19 protein-coding genes and 1 riboswitch are annotated in these 16,052 nt (G+C 35.3%); of the genes, 10 read left to right on the forward strand and 9 right to left on the reverse strand.

The features are described 5' to 3' along the window. Positions 1 to 30: 30 nt before the first annotated feature. A complete protein-coding gene (locus tag QUF99_RS09790; RefSeq protein WP_289369779.1) occupies positions 31 to 756 on the forward strand; it encodes a prepilin peptidase in 726 nt (241 codons plus the stop codon). 75 nt (positions 757 to 831) lie between these two features. Here QUF99_RS09790 and QUF99_RS09795 read toward each other — a convergent pair whose 3' ends face one another. The 7 genes from QUF99_RS09795 to phaQ all read right to left on the reverse strand — a co-directional run bounded on the left by QUF99_RS09795 (position 832) and on the right by phaQ (position 6,701). Beyond that, entirely contained in the window at positions 832 to 1,683 is an 852-nt protein-coding gene (locus tag QUF99_RS09795; protein ID WP_289369780.1) for a formate/nitrite transporter family protein, read from the reverse strand. Between the two features lie 433 nt (positions 1,684 to 2,116). Further along, on the reverse strand, positions 2,117 to 2,914 hold the full coding sequence (locus tag QUF99_RS09800; protein WP_289369781.1) for a TerC family protein: 798 nt from the start codon (positions 2,912 to 2,914) through the stop codon (positions 2,117 to 2,119). 81 nt (positions 2,915 to 2,995) lie between these two features. Then, positions 2,996 to 3,173, reverse strand: a riboswitch (yybP-ykoY riboswitch). Positions 3,174 to 3,211: 38 nt separating this feature from the next. After that, positions 3,212 to 4,531 carry a TrkH family potassium uptake protein gene (locus QUF99_RS09805; protein WP_289369782.1) on the reverse strand — a complete coding sequence of 440 codons (1,320 nt, stop codon included), beginning with the start codon at positions 4,529 to 4,531 and terminating at the stop codon, positions 3,212 to 3,214. A 235-nt stretch (positions 4,532 to 4,766) separates the two neighbouring features. After that, the gene (locus tag QUF99_RS09810; protein ID WP_020061915.1) at positions 4,767 to 4,952 is read right to left on the reverse strand and encodes an alpha/beta-type small acid-soluble spore protein; all 186 of its coding nucleotides are present in this window, start codon (positions 4,950 to 4,952) and stop codon (positions 4,767 to 4,769) included. A 184-nt stretch (positions 4,953 to 5,136) separates the two neighbouring features. Further along, positions 5,137 to 5,580, reverse strand: coding sequence for a MaoC family dehydratase (locus QUF99_RS09815; RefSeq protein ID WP_289369783.1), 444 nt, complete (start codon positions 5,578 to 5,580; stop codon positions 5,137 to 5,139). A 101-nt stretch (positions 5,581 to 5,681) separates the two neighbouring features. After that, positions 5,682 to 6,206 carry a polyhydroxyalkanoic acid inclusion protein PhaP gene (phaP, locus tag QUF99_RS09820; RefSeq protein WP_289369784.1) on the reverse strand — a complete coding sequence of 175 codons (525 nt, stop codon included), beginning with the start codon at positions 6,204 to 6,206 and terminating at the stop codon, positions 5,682 to 5,684. Between the two features lie 42 nt (positions 6,207 to 6,248). Beyond that, positions 6,249 to 6,701 (reverse strand): poly-beta-hydroxybutyrate-responsive repressor, encoded by a 453-nt coding sequence (phaQ, locus tag QUF99_RS09825; protein ID WP_289369785.1) that lies wholly within the window; start codon positions 6,699 to 6,701, stop codon positions 6,249 to 6,251. A gap of 198 nt (positions 6,702 to 6,899) precedes the next feature. On the opposite strand from phaQ, the gene phaR reads away from it, so the two are divergent. The 5 genes from phaR (at position 6,900) to QUF99_RS09850 (ending at position 12,094) form a co-directional block, all read left to right on the forward strand. Then, positions 6,900 to 7,370, forward strand: a complete 471-nt coding sequence (gene phaR, locus QUF99_RS09830; protein ID WP_289369786.1) for a polyhydroxyalkanoic acid synthase subunit PhaR — start codon at positions 6,900 to 6,902, stop codon at positions 7,368 to 7,370. A gap of 151 nt (positions 7,371 to 7,521) precedes the next feature. Next, positions 7,522 to 8,265 (forward strand): acetoacetyl-CoA reductase, encoded by a 744-nt coding sequence (locus QUF99_RS09835; protein WP_289369788.1) that lies wholly within the window; start codon positions 7,522 to 7,524, stop codon positions 8,263 to 8,265. Between the two features lie 83 nt (positions 8,266 to 8,348). Further along, positions 8,349 to 9,434: a class III poly(R)-hydroxyalkanoic acid synthase subunit PhaC gene (phaC, locus tag QUF99_RS09840; protein WP_286124070.1), complete on the forward strand. Its 1,086-nt coding sequence runs from the start codon at positions 8,349 to 8,351 to the stop codon at positions 9,432 to 9,434. Between the two features lie 93 nt (positions 9,435 to 9,527). Continuing rightward, a complete protein-coding gene (locus QUF99_RS09845; protein WP_289369789.1) occupies positions 9,528 to 10,721 on the forward strand; it encodes an NAD(P)/FAD-dependent oxidoreductase in 1,194 nt (397 codons plus the stop codon). Positions 10,722 to 10,744: 23 nt separating this feature from the next. Next, positions 10,745 to 12,094, forward strand: a complete 1,350-nt coding sequence (locus tag QUF99_RS09850; protein WP_289369790.1) for a TrkH family potassium uptake protein — start codon at positions 10,745 to 10,747, stop codon at positions 12,092 to 12,094. Positions 12,095 to 12,129: 35 nt separating this feature from the next. Here QUF99_RS09850 and QUF99_RS09855 read toward each other — a convergent pair whose 3' ends face one another. Next, entirely contained in the window at positions 12,130 to 12,465 is a 336-nt protein-coding gene (locus QUF99_RS09855; protein ID WP_289369791.1) for a DUF3905 domain-containing protein, read from the reverse strand. Between the two features lie 170 nt (positions 12,466 to 12,635). Between QUF99_RS09855 and QUF99_RS09860 the strand changes: the two genes are divergently transcribed. The 4 genes from QUF99_RS09860 to cbpA all read left to right on the forward strand — a co-directional run bounded on the left by QUF99_RS09860 (position 12,636) and on the right by cbpA (position 14,691). After that, positions 12,636 to 12,788, forward strand: coding sequence for a hypothetical protein (locus tag QUF99_RS09860; RefSeq protein WP_289369793.1), 153 nt, complete (start codon positions 12,636 to 12,638; stop codon positions 12,786 to 12,788). A gap of 88 nt (positions 12,789 to 12,876) precedes the next feature. Continuing rightward, positions 12,877 to 13,107 (forward strand): 6-pyruvoyl tetrahydropterin synthase, encoded by a 231-nt coding sequence (locus tag QUF99_RS09865; protein WP_289369794.1) that lies wholly within the window; start codon positions 12,877 to 12,879, stop codon positions 13,105 to 13,107. A gap of 177 nt (positions 13,108 to 13,284) precedes the next feature. Continuing rightward, entirely contained in the window at positions 13,285 to 13,914 is a 630-nt protein-coding gene (locus tag QUF99_RS09870; RefSeq protein ID WP_289369795.1) for a class II aldolase/adducin family protein, read from the forward strand. A 153-nt stretch (positions 13,915 to 14,067) separates the two neighbouring features. After that, on the forward strand, positions 14,068 to 14,691 hold the full coding sequence (gene cbpA / locus QUF99_RS09875) for a cyclic di-AMP binding protein CbpA (RefSeq protein WP_289369797.1): 624 nt from the start codon (positions 14,068 to 14,070) through the stop codon (positions 14,689 to 14,691). A gap of 95 nt (positions 14,692 to 14,786) precedes the next feature. Here the strand turns inward: cbpA and QUF99_RS09880 are convergent, their stop codons facing one another. Then, a complete protein-coding gene (locus QUF99_RS09880) occupies positions 14,787 to 15,560 on the reverse strand; it encodes a divergent polysaccharide deacetylase family protein (protein WP_289369798.1) in 774 nt (257 codons plus the stop codon). Positions 15,561 to 16,052 lie beyond the last annotated feature (492 nt).

Here is a 16,052-nt window from a genome sequence, read left to right on the forward strand (position 1 = left end):
TGCTATATTGTTGAAAAAGGAGAGGATGACATGCTTTTTCATATGTATGCTTTCATAGTAGGAATCGTACTAGGTTCTTTTTATGGAGTGGTTGCTTCCCGTATTCCTATCGGACAATCTATCATTACACCTCGTTCTCATTGTTCTCATTGTCAGCAAACACTTCAACCAAAAGAACTCATCCCAATCATTTCATTTTGTTTACAAAAAGGTTGTTGTATCCATTGTAAAATGAAAATACCACTTATTTATTTAGTGTTTGAGATTATAACAGGGGTAGCATTTCTTTTTTCTGCACTTATCATTGGGATAGACAAACAACTCATTATCATATGGACGTTACTTTCTTTACTCATCATTATTACCATGACAGATCTTTTCTATATGGTGATTCCAAATGTTGTGTTACTCTTTTTTTCTTGTGTATTTATAATAGAACGTATTTTTATTCCGCTGAATCCGTGGTGGGATAGCTTACTTGGCGGTGGAATTATATTTCTTGTATTATATGTCATTCAAATTGTATATCCGAATGGACTTGGAGGAGGGGATGTGAAGCTACTAGCATTACTTGGATTTGTAATCGGGACGAAAGCAATTTTTCTTTCTCTTTGCTTTGCATCTTGTTTAAGTCTGTGTTTTTTTGGAGTTGGCATGATGCTACATCGTATTACACTTCGGCAAGCTCTGCCGTTTGGACCGTTTATTGCGGTGGGGACGTTTTGTTCTTTAATGACGATATATTTATTGAAATGAAGCTGGAGAAATTACATATACAAGTGAAATATGCCGGTAGCTAAAAACATTCCAAGGGATTCCTTGGAATGTTTGCTAATGTTTCATATGTGCTTGTAAAGGAATCATTTCTTCTGGTTGAATTGCTTCTAATTTATCTTCGGCAATTTTCGGATCAGTATTTGTTTTTGTTAAATAGTGATAGACCATACCAACGAATACAGAGCCACCAATAATGTTACCGATTGTAACTGGAATTAAGTTATGGATTGCACCAGCAATAGAAATTGTATCAGGATGTGGTGATACTAAAGCGAGTGCAAATAGTGATAAGTTTGCGATGCTATGTTCATATCCAGACAAGAAGAACGTAAAGACAAGAAACATCATAACAAGTATTTTTGCAGTATCTCCTTTTACTTGAGAAGGAAGGAAACAAGCAAGACAAACGAGCCAGTTACATAAAATTGCTTTGAAAAATAAATGCATTGTTGATGTACCCATTTTTATTCCAACGACTTCATTTAAAAGATGTTCGTTATTAATTTGTTCAAAAATACCAGTTGCATAAAATAGTAATGCAAAAAATATTGCCCCCACCAAGTTACCGAAATAACAAGCGCCCCAATTGCGAAGTGTATCGGTAATTGTTGTTTCTTTTCGTAAAGTTGAGACTGTAAAATACATTGTATTCCCTGTAAATAACTCAGCTCCGCCATATATAATTAAAACAAGTGCAATTCCAAAAAACATAGAAGCTGCTAAATATGTTGCAGGTGAATTTGCGATGTGAAAGAAATTTCCTAATTTAAAACATAGTACAATAGTAAAACCAATATAGATGCCAGCAAGAGCAGCACGAATGAAATATTGCATTGGGTTTATGTCCAACATTTGTTTTTTCTTCTGCGCAAGCTGTACAACGTAAGTTAATCCTTGTTCTAGCATAAATAATACGCTCCTTTAGTACATCGTCTGTAAATCCTTCTCTATATGAATAAACTACACGTACTTGCTCTTACTTTCAATAAGTTTGTGCAATGTTTCACAAAAAATACACACACGATTTATTGAAAGCGTTATCATGTTTGTTGTATAATAAAATGATATTTGTATCAGGTGGTATTCAGTTATAGAGATTAGGAGTCTATCTTCTATGCTTGTATATAAATCCATTTTGATTTTTCGACATATAGCCGCGGCTATGGATAACAAAAGGTGACCTGCACTCGTTTTCTCTTTTTGTTTTCACTATGTCTGGGCAGGAAAAGGATCTGACCGCTTCTATGCATGGCCGGATGCTCTCTCCCACCTAAAAAGAAGGGGTTTATGTCGGTTTTTTAATTTGTATTTATATAGAATAAAAGAAAAAGCGCTGTAATTACAGCGCTTTTTCATCCAAATTCTTTTGCTTATGTTGAACAGTTGTATCTTTAGATAAGAACCAACCACCTACACCAATTCCAACTAACACAATCCAGAATCCGATTTTCCATGGAGCTGATTCTGGGAATTCGTGTGGAATAACACCTAAAGCAGGGTGTGCTAATGTATAAACAGCAAGCTTCACACCAACCCAACCAACAATTAAGAAAGCAGCAGTTTCTAATCCTGGTTTGCGTTTTAATAGCTGAACGAAAGCTGATGCAGCAAATCGCATGATTACTAATCCGATAATCCCACCTGTTAAAATGACAAGGAATTGTCCTGTATCAAGTCCACCAACTGTACCAAGATTTGTTTTTGGTAAAGTCACTGCTAATGCGACAGCTGCTAAAATGGAATCAACTGCAAATGCAATGTCAGCAACTTCAACTTTGAATACAGTCCACCAAAAGTTTTCTTGCTTTTTCTTTGCCTCGGTTTCTTCCATTTCTTCAGGTACGTTCTTTTTCACGTATGTTTTGAATAGATGGTTACCAGCGATAAACATTAGGTAAATCGCACCAATTGCCTGTACTTGCCATACATCGACAAGGAAGGAAATGATAAATAATGATCCAAAGCGGAAGACGAAGGCTCCTGCTAATCCGTAAAATAATGCTTTTTTTCGTTTTTCTTCTGGTAAGTGTTTAACCATAATTGCAAGGACAAGTGCGTTATCCGCTGCTAAAATCCCCTCTAGTGCAATTAAAATAAGCAATACCCAACCATACTCCAATAATAATGATACATCCATGTACATTCTCCTCTCATTTGTATAAATCCTAAACAAGTGAAGAAAGCTTCCCCACTGTTTAGCTTCTCCATACTCCAGCCTATCAACGGAGGAAGAAATTGGAAGAAAAATACAAAAAGACCTCTGCCGTTGATAGGCAAAGGTCTGGCTAGACATATGTAATGACAATGTCAACAAAGCCGGAGGAACAATGTTCCACGTAATGACGACTTTGTTTCCGAGAATATATTCTCGGACGCTACTCCCCTTTGGAAATATGCTGTTATATTCTCATTATATGGATGATGTTAATGTTTGTCAACCTGTTAAAATATCTTCATTTGGGTATTTTATCTTTTTTCGTTTTTTACGTGCAAAAGAAAAAGCTAACGTTAAAGGTCCCATTTTTCCAAAAAACATCATGAAAATAATTGTTATTTTTCCGATTTCTGTTAATTTTGAAGTAAGTCCCATACTGAGACCGACAGTCCCAAATGCAGAAAATACTTCAAAAGCACTCATTAAAAGGGGAGCTTGTTCGGTGATGCTTAAAATTAAAATGGCAAAAAAGATAAATAAAATTGAAATGACTGTAATGGCGAGTGATTTTACAATAAGTCCATCTTTGATTGATTTTTTGAACACGACAATATCATCTTGCTCTTGTAAAAATTTAAGTACCCCTAGCAACATAATTAAAAAGGTTGTTAATTTAATACCTCCTCCTGTTGAAGCACTACCGGCGCCGATAAACATAAGGAGCATCATAAGCAAAAGGGATGGTTCTGTTAATTGAGCTATATCTACGGTATTAAAACCAGCTGTACGTGTGGAAATTGCTTGGAAATAAGCAGCCAAACCTTCTTCAAAGGGTGTAAATCCTTTCATAGAAAGAGGGTTATGAAATTCAAATATAAAAATTAAAATTGTAGCAGCTATATTTACAATAAGGGTAGAAGAGAGCATAAGCTTGGAGTGCAGTGTAAGACTTTTAAAGTTTCGTTTCCTTTTTATATCCACAACGACAGTAAAGCCAATTCCACCTAAAATAATGAGAGAGGAAATGACGAAATTCACGAGGATACTATGAGAGTGGGACATTAAATTATCACTCCAAATAGAAAAACCAGCGTTGTTAAAAGCAGAAATTGAATGAAAAAAACTATAGTATAATCCACGAGAAACACCGTATTTAGGAATCCATTCGAATGAAAGAAGCACCGTAGCGATGCATTCAATTGTAAAGGAAAAAAGAAATAATGATTTCGCAAGTCGGATAACGCCACCAATATTTGTTTGATTTAACGCTTGTTGTAATAAAATCCGATTTTGTAGACCGATTTTTCTCCCGAGCATAATGGCAATTAAAATAGCAAAACTCATAATACCAAGACCGCCAACTTGAATGAGTGTTAAAATGACAAGTTGACCAAACAAGGTAAATACTTTTCCGGTATCCACAACGCCGAGCCCAGTAACGGTAAATGCAGAAACCGTTGTGAACAAAGCATCTAGCCAAGAGATAGGAGTTGTAGTGGCAAGAGGAAGTTTCAATAAGCATGTTCCGATAACGGCTAAAGTAATAAAAGATAAAGTAAGGACACGAGGTGGACTCATTCCGATACTGATCCGTTTCATATAATGACACCCCTCTTTTTCATTTGCTGTTTATTCCGCTATTTGCGGGTGGTAATACCCCACCTTAAAATTCAGCAAAAAGTAAAGAAGTTAGGTGAGGGTTAATAATCAGTGGGGAATGAAGAAAACCCTACTGATTAAAGTTTCATTTTATAGTATGTGAAAAAAGTGTGTGTTGTATGTTGACAAAGAAAAGAGGCAGAGTTTATCTGCCTCGAAGCAATAGTGTATAGGATTATCCACGTAATTGTTGCTGCGCTAGGGAAACAAGACGTTTTGTTACTTCGCCACCGACAGATCCGTTAGAGCGAGACGCTGTATTCGATCCTAAATTCACACCAAATTCCTGTGCGATTTCATATTTGAATTGTTCTAGAGCTTGTTCAGCACCTGGAACAAGTAATTTATTTGTTTTAGCCATTGATAACACTTCCTTTTTTGTATTCCAGTTTATCTGGTTTTGGTGGGGAATGGAGAAATAATCCACTGAAAAGTCCATTTTATAAGCTGGTGTAGTTAGTGTATGTTTTATGTTTCTGCTCATACACGGAAGTAATCGGCGAGATTAGAATTTCTTGGATAATAAAAAAAGAGTAGCGTGTTAGCTACTCTTTTTTCAGTATGGTTGCTGTACCTTCTACAACTACCTCTTCCAATTGGTTGTAAACATTTGTTTGTAATGTAATGATTTTCTTATCATCGCGTTTTTTGATGACCTTTGCAACAACACGCAACGTGTCGCCAATTTTCACAGGTGCACGAAAGGATACGTTTTGTGATAAATAAATTGTATTTTTTCCCGGTAATTTTGTTCCCAAAACAGTAGAAATAAAGCTGGAAACGAGCATGCCGTGAGCAATCCGTTCTTTAAATATCGTTGTTTTTGCAAAAGAGTCAAGAATATGAATCGGATTTACATCTCCGGTAAGTTTTGCAAACGTGATGATATCCTCATCGGTAATCGTTTTGGTTAACGAAGCTTGATCGCCAACTTGAATCTCATCGTAATGAAGCTCCTGAACAGATTGTGCTTCTTGAAATGGATTCATGTTTTCCTCCTTCTTTTCCATATTGAAAAATGTTAGCCATCCTGATGTAATGGGAGGAAGAAAGAGACGAGTCTGTTTTGCAGTAAGTTGCCACATTTTCCTTACTTGATGGAAGTAAATAGATTTTTTGAGTTTTCCTCGAACTTTTTTACGAGGTCCAACTGTGTAGATTTGAATTCGTCCAAAAAACTTTCCAGTTGTTTTTGAGCCTCTTCACGTTGTTGTTGCTGTTGTTCGATGAATTGTTTCGTCGTTTCTTCAAATTGTCCACTTGTTTGAGTAAGAATAGACAATGATGTTTTCGATGGAGATAAAGTAAGCTGATGAATATGGTTGGAAAGCTCATTCCATTTTGCTTGCCAATCGTTAATTTGTTCATTTACAGAGTTACCTGTGACTTGTTTCACGTATTCTGTATATTGGTTGTTAAACTGAGAGGTGAATTGGTGCAGTTCTTTTTCAATTTCATCTACCCCTGCTGTTAATTTATGCAAAGCTTCCTGTTGTTGTTTTAACGTTTCCAAAGTTAGTTGTTCTAATTGTTTCCCTGCTGAAGAAAATAGGGAAAGAGATTGTGACCAATTTTTCCAAAATGCATCGACTAGTTCGTATGGCTTAGTTTCCATTGTTTGACCCCCAAATATTTTTTTGCATATTGTGAACGCAGATCATTCTGCTGTACCACCAGGTGAAGATGAAGATTTTTTTTCATCCTTTTCTGGAGAAGTAGAAAATGGAAAGAATGCATTGGTGTATAACGTGAAAAATGTCCGCAGCATATTTTGGTAGTGCTCAAAAGAAGTCGCGCATGTTGTTAAATATTGCTCTCCATATTCTGTTAAAGAATAAATTCGTTTTGCTGGGCCTCCTTCACTTGTATCCCAAGTGGAAGAAATAAGATTTTCTTTCTCCAATTTACGTAAAGTCCGATAGACATTACCTTGGTCAACAGAAGAAAAGCCAATATCCATTAACATTTGAATAAGCTTGTAACCGTGAAGACTCCAGTCTTTTAGACAGAGAAGTAGGAAAGGAACTAAGAAGTTTTTTGGCATGGAGTTTGGTTGTTTCGTTTGGTTTGTTTCCAAACTTTCTTGTTGTTCTGGTTCATTATGTAGCATGATTGTGCATCACCTCATGAATCAGTTAGATGGAATTTTTTACTTATAAGTGCAATTTACACCTATCTGTTTTTCTTGTCAATACATTTGTTAGAATATATAAAAAAATAAAATACGCACTTGAAGTTTTATTCAGAATATTAGAAAATAGAGAATAGGTTGAATTATTCCAAAAACGAATGAAGGAGTGTAGGAGAAGTGATTGATCAAAAATTCGATCCATTACAGGCTTGGAAAGAAGTTTATGAACAAACTGAAACGTTTTGGGGAAAAGCGCTCAATGAAACAATCCAAAAAGAAGAGTATTCTGCATGGATGGGGAGCGTTCTGGATTTAAACTTGTTTTATCAGAAGATGTTGAATGATGTAACGAAGAATTATTTAGAAAAAGTAAACATACCAACAAAAGAAGATATTGCAAGGGTTGCTTCACTCGTTATTAATTTGGAAAATAAAGTTGATAACATTGAAGAATTTTTTGAAGAAAAAACAGATTCCCTTGACCAATCACCTACGCTAAAACGTGATGTAACAAAAGTGAAACAAGATATTCGTACACTAGAAAATAAAATGGATAAGATTTTGGAACTGCTTGAGAAGCAGAATGAAGTGTTAGCAAAATTACAGGAACCAGTGAAAGCGCCAGTGAAAGTAGAAAATAAAAAATAACAGTGAAGTATGTTAATTCGTTTGAAAAGAGGATGGGAGACCCACTTTTACAAACGATAGCAACATGCAGGCACATTTTGTATGTACGATGTAACGGCATATCATTATGATTCGGCATATAGCTGAAAAATTCAATTAAGGGGGAACAGAAATGGTTCAATTAAATGGTAAAGTAGCGATTGTAACAGGTGGAGCAAAAGGAATTGGTAAAGCAATTACGGTAGCGTTAGCAAAAGAAGGAGCAAAAGTTGTTATTAACTATAACAGCAGTAAAGATGCTGCAGAAAAGCTAGTGAATGAATTAGGTGCAGAAGGTCATGATGTATATGCATATCAAGCTGATGTATCTAAGTTAGAGGATGCAAAGCGCCTTGTTGACGAAGCTGTGAATCATTTCGGTAAAGTAGATATCCTCGTTAATAATGCTGGTATTACAAGAGATCGTACATTTAAAAAGTTAAATCGTGAAGACTGGGAACGTGTAATCGATGTAAACTTAAGCAGTGTGTTTAATACAACGAGTTCAGCACTTCCTTACATATCTGAATCAGAAGCTGGAAGAATTATCAGTATTTCTTCTATTATTGGTCAAGCTGGTGGATTTGGACAAACAAACTATTCAGCAGCAAAAGCTGGTATGTTAGGTTTTACAAAATCGTTAGCATTGGAACTTGCTAAAACAAATGTAACAGTGAATGCTATTTGCCCAGGATTTATTGATACAGAGATGGTAGCAGAAGTACCAGAAGATGTTCGTCAAAAAATCATTTCGAAAATTCCGAAAAAACGTTTTGGACAAGCAGATGAAATTGCAAAAGGTGTTATATACTTGTGCCGTGATGGAGCGTATATCACTGGACAACAATTAAACATTAACGGCGGATTATACATGTAATGAGGTAAGAAGAAAGTGCATATCCATAGCAGGAATGCACTTCTTTTTTGAGGAAGGAAATCCATTATAAAGGAGATAGGAAGATGACTACATTCGTCACAGAATGGGAAAAACAATTGGAACTATATCCAGATGAATACCGAAAAGCATATCGTCGTTTTAAAAGAGCAAGTGAAGTTTTATTACGTGAACCGGAACCACAAGTTGGATTAACACCAAAAGAGGTAATTTGGACAAAAAACAAAACGAAGCTGTATCGTTACATTCCAAAACAGGAAAAAACACATTCTGTTCCAATTTTATTAATTTACGCGTTGATTAATAAACCATATATTATGGATTTAACACCAGGAAATAGTTTAGTGGAATATTTAGTAGATCGTGGTTTTGATGTGTATATGCTTGATTGGGGTACATTTGATTTAGAAGATAGTCATCTTAAATTTGATGATTTTGTGTTCGATTATATTGCAAAAGCGGTAAAAAAAGTAATGAGAACTGCGAAAGCGGACGAGATTTCTTTACTTGGTTATTGCATGGGGGGCACATTAACGTCCATTTACGCTGCCCTTCATCCACACATGCCAATTCGTAATTTAATTTTTATGACAAGTCCGTTTGATTTCTCTGAAACAGGGTTATATGGTCCGTTATTAGATGAAAAGTATTTTAATTTAGATAAAGCGGTAGATACTTTTGGAAATATCCCGCCAGAAATGATTGATTTTGGGAATAAGATGTTAAAACCAATTTCAAACTTTGTCGGTCCGTATGTGGCCTTACTTGATCGCTCAGAAAACGAACGATTTGTTGAAAGTTGGAAGCTGATTCAAAAATGGGTAGGAGATGGTATTCCGTTCCCTGGTGAATCCTATCGTCAATGGATCCGCGACTTTTATCAGAATAACAAGTTGGTTAAAGGTGAGCTTGTTATTCGTGGTCAAAAGGTAAACTTAGAAAATATTAAGGCGAATGTCTTAAATATTTCTGCGAAACGTGATCACATTGCACTGCCATGTCAAGTAGAGGCATTGCTCGATCATATTTCAAGTGTTGATAAGCAATATGTGTGCTTGCCAACAGGACATATGTCAGTTGTATACGGTGGTACAGCGGTAAAACAAACGTATCCAACAGTTGGGAATTGGCTTGAGGAACGCTCTAAATAAGTGAAAAACCCAGCTAGTGCAAACTAGCTGGGTTTTTTTATGTGAAATAACAAAAAATAGAGAGGTGAAAAATTAAACTTTAGGAGCATTGTTATGAAGTTAACATTAGGGAACTTGTTTTGGAATGAAGGAGCTTATATGCCTTGTTATCCAGCGCTGGAAAATGATATGATATGTGATGTGCTTATTGTTGGAAGTGGTGGAGCAGGTGCTCATATTGCGTATTTGCTAACCGTGCTAGGAATGGATGTTACATTAGTTGATAAACAGAAAGTTGCAAATGGAAGCATACTTGCAAGTACAGGATTACTACAATTTGTTCATGATAAATCGCTAACATCTTTGATCCATACGTTTGGTGAAGAAAAAGGTGTGCGTGCTTATCAGCTTTGTTATGACGCATTACAAACATTGGAGCAAGTAATTCCAATGTTAGATATGGATCCTTGTTTTATTTCAAGAGGAAGCTTATATTATGCAAGTCAGAATGCAGATGTTTCGTTCCTTCAAGAGGAATATCGTACGTTACAACGCTACGGTTTTCCGGTTGAATATTTTACGGAATCTGATATTAAAAAACGCTATTCATTTACAAAACCAGGAGCTTTATATACAAAAGGAGATGCGGAAGTAAATCCGTACATATTAACTCACGGTCTTATACATAAAGCGAAGCAGCAGGGAGCAGTTATTTTTGAAGATACAGAGGTTGTACATATTCAGTCTGTTCAAAAAGACCTTGTTTGCTATACAAAGGCAGGACAGAAAATTGTAGCGAAGTCGGTTATTATGGCTACAGGATATGAAACACTATTTGGAAAAAAGGAAGTAAACGCAACAATGGAAACTTCGTATGCCATTGTTACAAATGAACAAGAGCATTTTAATGGTTGGTACAATCAATCGTTAATTTGGGAAACTGCCCGTCCCTATTTATATTATCGCACTTATAAGAATCGAATTATTGTAGGTGGATTGGATGAAGCGATGCTATTGCAAAGATTTGGCGATACGAAGTTAATGCATAAGCGTGATTTACTTGTTGAAATCATTAAAGAAATGTTTCCGAATTTCACTGATGTAAAGGCTGAATATTATTGGGCGGCTATTTTTGGAGGAAGCCGTGATGGGCTTCCCAGTTTGAAGGAAGATGAAAAAATCCCTAATCTGTATTACGTATTAACGTATGGAGGAAACGGAACCGTCTATGGAATGGTATTCGCGAAAATATTTCAGAAGTTGTTTGCAAATAAAGGAGATACAGATTTTTCTTTGTTTTATCGATAGAAAAAAGTTAGCGAAGTGGTGGAATGAAAAATATAAAGAAATTTTTACAAAAACTACGTCCGGTACAGCTTATCGTTGTATTTTATTTAATCGCAGTAATTGTTTCAGTCATTTTATTAAGTTTACCATTTGTCATTCAGCCAGGTGTAAAGTGGTCCTTTATTGATGCTTTGTTTATATCCGTAAGTGCTGTGAGTGTCACGGGGCTTTCGGTTGTCTCAATTCCTGATACGTTCAGTACAGCGGGCATTATCGTCCTAGCACTTGTTTTACAATTAGGTGGATTAGGAATTATGGCGCTTGGCACATTTGTTTGGATGTTAACGGGAAAGAAAATCGGTCTGCAGCGAAGACGATTGATTATGGCGGATCATAATCAAGGAAATTTGTCGGGGCTTGTTGATTTGATGCGTTCTATTTTAATTTTAATCATTTCGATAGAAGTGGTCGGAGCATTGCTGCTAGGAACAAGATTTTTACTGTATTTTCCGACTTGGCAAGAAGCGTATTTTCATGGTTTTTTTGCAGCTGTTAGTGCTACAACAAACGGCGGTTTTGATCTAACAGGTCAGTCGCTCATTCCGTATCAAAAAGATTATATTGTTCAAATCATTCATATGCTCCTTATTATTTTAGGGGCAATTGGATTTCCCGTACTGATGGAAGTAAAACAGTATTTGAGTAAGAAAAAGTATCAATTGTTCCGTTTTTCACTCTTTACAAAATTGACGACAGCAACATTCTTTTCCCTTGTTGTTGTTGGAACAATTGTTATCTTTTTATTAGAGCGAAATCAATTTTTAGCTGGTAAGTCATGGCATGAAACGGTATTTTATACATTGTTTCAATCTGTTACAACGCGAAGTGGTGGATTAGCGACAATGGATATACGGGAACTTTCACAACCGACGCTTTTATTTATGAGCATTTTAATGTTTATTGGTGCATCTCCAAGTTCGGTTGGTGGAGGAATACGTACAACAACTTTTGCAGTTAATATTCTTTCCTTATATTCATTTGCAAAAGGGGGACGAACGGTTCGTGTATTTAAACGTCAATTGCATGAAGAAGACATTTTAAAAGCATCTGTTGTTATGACAATGGGTATTTTATTATGTGCTTCCGCTTTATTTATTTTATGTATAACAGAAAATGCCCCATTTATGAGCTTAGTCGTTGAAGTGTGTTCGGCTTTTGGAACGACTGGATTATCAACAGGTATCACTTCTGATTTAACGAAAATTGGAAAGCTTGTCTTAATTGTTCTCATGTTTATTGGACGTGTTGGCATTTTAACATTCATTTTAGCTAGTGGTGGAAGAGAACAACCACCACGCTATAAGTATCCGAAAGAGCGGATTATTATTGGATAAAACCCATTCTACCCGAAGAGGTAGAATGGGTTTTTTTAATCGTTAATGCCAAATTGTGGATGCATAAATGTATCTTCTGTTGTATCTTTTTTATTTTCCAACAACTGCCTATTTTCCTCTGCGATCCAACCGATATCATTTGTAGGATGAATCCATTCATCCCCAGCCATGATGGCAGGATCAATGTCATCACTCCAATTGTTGAGTGGACTATTCTTGGAATTGTATTGACTATCCCCGATCACGACATCATATTGATTTATAAAAGGTTGTTGCATCTGTTTTCCTGTTCCTTTAAAGGATGGAAAATTCATTTGATGCGGAATGGTTTCATTTAAAACTGGTGAATCAATCTTTTGTTGTTTCTTCAAAGTAATCGTTCCTTCTTTGTTATAATAGGAAAGTTAGCCTCTTTCCTATATAGTATTTCCATACTTGGACTGTTCTGTACTTGTCAACACTTCCCATCTATAATTTATGAAATTTTTCTTAAACTAATATAGCAAGTGATATTTCATTTTAGTGAGAGAAGGTATAGTTGATGGTGAAACGAAAAGTAAAACAACATGCAGCAGCCAATCATAATAAAACTCCAAAAGAAAGTCTGCCAGACGCGGAATTTGCGGTAGAGTATGAAAACGAAAATCCAGCGAAATATGCGAATCGTAATTCGAAAAAAGGGAAGACAAAATGAGACGTTTTTACAAACGTCTCATTTTTTTGTGGGATTTTTAAGTTTTTTAAATTGTTTGTAAATGTTCTGTTTATTAAGGTGGTTTCTAGTGATATCAAAAAAGTTTTGCGTTGATGCAAAAAAAGGACACATTTTAAGAATTCTTTCATATAATTTACCAACAGAAAAAAAGTTGGCTGAAGGAAAGAAGGGGGAAGAGGTGACACAACGAATGTATAATAAACTGATATTGTACGCGAATATATTACAAAAGCTCCGTATTATTAATGAAGAAGAAAAGAGTGCGATGCTCCAAATGATGAACAAAAAGGCTCTATAAAAAAGAGCTTTTTTGTTATGGGGGATCTGCTTAATTTTTATAGAGTTGGAGAAAGCATATTGACAAAAAGGGATTCTCATGTGATAATTCAATTAAATTTTTAGAATAATCAAAAAATGTTCCTTTTACATAGAAAAGGCTCAATAACGATAGAGATATTATCATGGGGGTGACGATATGTTATTTTTTTTAAAAAAGTGGAAAGAACTAAGAGATATTAAAATGGAGTTAGCTCTTCGTGATTGGTTTTATGGTACGAAAATCAGTTTATCTATGCGTACATCGAAAGAGCCGTTAACGTTTTTAGTCAATATAGAAGGAAGAGACAAAGGAGTATTTGCGGAAGAAGATTTTATTGTAGTGAACAGTACATGTGAGCCTGTATTTGCAAATGATGAAAAACCAGCTATAGAATCGTTTATGCATGCTGATATTTATAAAAAAAGTGATGCAGAATGTATTTTACAAGTTCAAACAGTTGATAGTCATTTAATGTCGGAGCTATATGGAAAAGAAGGAGAAGTTACATTTGAAAAACGTAACGTAGAGCGTGTTTTTGGAAAAGAAGGCATTACAGGGATTACGATCCCAATTGTAGAAAATGAAAAGAAGTTTGCTGATTTATTAGAGAATCAGGTTCCAAATTTTGCTGAAGGCGGCGGTGCAGCACTCGTTCATAATTATGGACTGATTGTATGGGGAATAACGCCGGAAGAGACGAAAAAATGGTTAGAAGGATTAGAGTATTTAATGAATTATCATGTGAAATTATTGATGATTAAAGGGACGAAAAGCTCTGTTATGTAAAAAAGAATCTCTGTAGGAAAAAGGCTTAAAGAGAAATATGTATGAAATGTGAATCAACAAAAATGAAAGCGTTTTAAAAATGATTTCACTCATAAAATATGGGTCTCCTTATTATATATAGATTACATGTCGCCATGTGAGGAGGAACGTATTTTGCGAGTTAAATATCATTTTCTGCCGAAGCAACAGGTGATCTTTTGTAAGGAAGATGATTCGGGAGAACAAGCGTTAAACATGATGAATGAGAATGGATATAGAGCAATTCCTGTATTAGCAGAAGATGAGAAACAATTTAAAGGAATCATTTATAAAGTAGATATTTTAGAATGTAAATGTAATGAAGGTTTAGAAGATATATATGCGAAAGGTATTATGGAAGATAAATCTGCATTTATTTTTGAAAAAGATTCTTTTTTTCGAGCTTTTTATGCAATTAGGCGTCTTCCATTTTTAGCTGTATTGAATGGATATAATGAATTTGTTGGTATTTTAACACACTCTAATGTATTCGATGTTATTGAAGATTCATTTGGGATGCAAACAGGAGGATATATATTAACAATTGCGACTCAAGATTGCAAGGGAACAATTAAAGAGTTAGGAACGTTATTAAAGTCGTATCACATAGGTGGATTATTTACATTAGATAATGGTGATCAATATATTCGGCGTGTGATTGTTAACATTACAGATGAATTAAGTGAAAAGGCATTAGGAATATTGATTGCAAAAATAGAGAAAAAAGGATTTCGGGTTAGTCATGTTGACCGTATATGAAGTTACCCCTCTCTATTTTTTGTACGCTTTAGAAAATAGGGAGGGGATTTGTTGTTGGAACGGTAAAAAATAGAGAGGGGCCCATGCGCCTCTCTCTATTTTTGTGTGGAAACAGATGGCGGAGATAGTGCAAGATCTGATAAGAAAATGAAATCTGCATGTTCACGTATTTTGGGAACGTGGGATTCGATTACACGGGAAGTAATTTCTCCAGGAGGTCCAACATGTCCGATTGCTACTACGACAGGGGTTTTTTTAATTTTTTGTAACAGTAGCTGTGCTTGTTTTGTAATATGAGATGACGTATACACATCATCAAAGAATAATTGGTTTTCTACAATAGGAATTCCCAATTCTTTTCCGATTTTTGGAACGACGCTTTTGGGATTTGTTTTACTATCTAAATAGAATAGACCATGTTTTTTACATACAGAAAGTATAATTCGCACGATTCTTTCATCAGCTGTTACTTTTGAGCCCATATGATTATTCATCCCTATTGCATGTGGTACCTCTTGAATCGCTTGTTCAATCCGATTTCTAATTTCATCATCGCTTAAATCAGTTGTAATTGCTTTAGGACCGAGCCATTCTTTTTTTCCCTTAATAGGTTCCATTGGCATATGGATAATGACTTCATGTCCTTTTTGATGTGCAGCTATTGCATCTTGCTTTGTTGATGGAAGAAAGGGCATTACTGCTACGGTAAGGGGAATAGGAAGTGATAACATTTTGTCGGTCCCTTTCATATTGTTACCAAAGTCGTCAATGACGATGGCAATTTTATTTGTATGAGCATGTGTTCGAAGAGGGAAAATTACAATAGGTAATAAAATAAAAAGAAACAAAGTAACGATATATTTACGCATATAAGAATTTCCTTTCTAATTAAAGAGATTTGGTAAAGGGACCCTCTTTAAACGGGTATTAATACCATTTGTAGTTTATTTAACCAACTAGATTCTTGCGTTTATCCCGCTATTTGCGGGCAGTAATACCCTTACTTCAAAGTTCGGACAGGAAGCAAAGAAGTTAGGTGGGGGATGAAGAAAACCCCACTGATCAAAGTTTCACTTTATCTAACTTTTTTCCTTCGAGTGGATAGGACTGACTTATTAGTGTGGGATAAATACAAATCTACAGTTATGATTTGCGTTTTTGTAAAAAAATAAACGAAAAAAATGTCGAAGTGCTGTAGAGAAAAAAATAAAAAGTGCCGTTTATCTATAGTTTGTAAAAAAATAACATGAAAAAAATGTCTATTATTGCGAATGTATTTACAAAGATAGAATAATTTGTAATAATTCTCAAAGTGAGGATAAAGATTTGTAAATTACAGGGGGAAAATGTTAGAAATTCTG

Origin of the sequence: Bacillus sp. DX4.1 (assembly GCF_030348195.1) — a bacterium.
Lineage (GTDB): Bacteria > Bacillota > Bacilli > Bacillales > Bacillaceae_G > Bacillus_A.

Bases quoted from the DNA above. Each gene is read 5' to 3' on its own strand.
- QUF99_RS09790 (WP_289369779.1), top strand. From the start codon at position 31: ATGCTTTTTCATATGTATGCTTTCATAGTAGGAATCGTACTAGGTTCT.
- QUF99_RS09795 (WP_289369780.1), bottom strand. From the start codon at position 1,683: ATGCTAGAACAAGGATTAACTTACGTTGTACAGCTTGCGCAGAAGAAA.
- QUF99_RS09800 (WP_289369781.1), bottom strand. From the start codon at position 2,914: ATGGATGTATCATTATTATTGGAGTATGGTTGGGTATTGCTTATTTTA.
- QUF99_RS09805 (WP_289369782.1), bottom strand. From the start codon at position 4,531: ATGAAACGGATCAGTATCGGAATGAGTCCACCTCGTGTCCTTACTTTA.
- QUF99_RS09810 (WP_020061915.1), bottom strand. From the start codon at position 4,952: ATGGCTAAAACAAATAAATTACTTGTTCCAGGTGCTGAACAAGCTCTA.
- QUF99_RS09815 (WP_289369783.1), bottom strand. From the start codon at position 5,580: ATGAATCCATTTCAAGAAGCACAATCTGTTCAGGAGCTTCATTACGAT.
- phaP (WP_289369784.1), bottom strand. From the start codon at position 6,206: ATGGAAACTAAGCCATACGAACTAGTCGATGCATTTTGGAAAAATTGG.
- phaQ (WP_289369785.1), bottom strand. From the start codon at position 6,701: ATGCTACATAATGAACCAGAACAACAAGAAAGTTTGGAAACAAACCAA.
- QUF99_RS09835 (WP_289369788.1), top strand. From the start codon at position 7,522: ATGGTTCAATTAAATGGTAAAGTAGCGATTGTAACAGGTGGAGCAAAA.
- phaC (WP_286124070.1), top strand. From the start codon at position 8,349: ATGACTACATTCGTCACAGAATGGGAAAAACAATTGGAACTATATCCA.
- QUF99_RS09845 (WP_289369789.1), top strand. From the start codon at position 9,528: ATGAAGTTAACATTAGGGAACTTGTTTTGGAATGAAGGAGCTTATATG.
- QUF99_RS09850 (WP_289369790.1), top strand. From the start codon at position 10,745: ATGAAAAATATAAAGAAATTTTTACAAAAACTACGTCCGGTACAGCTT.
- QUF99_RS09860 (WP_289369793.1), top strand. From the start codon at position 12,636: ATGGTGAAACGAAAAGTAAAACAACATGCAGCAGCCAATCATAATAAA.
- QUF99_RS09870 (WP_289369795.1), top strand. From the start codon at position 13,285: ATGTTATTTTTTTTAAAAAAGTGGAAAGAACTAAGAGATATTAAAATG.
- QUF99_RS09880 (WP_289369798.1), bottom strand. From the start codon at position 15,560: ATGCGTAAATATATCGTTACTTTGTTTCTTTTTATTTTATTACCTATT.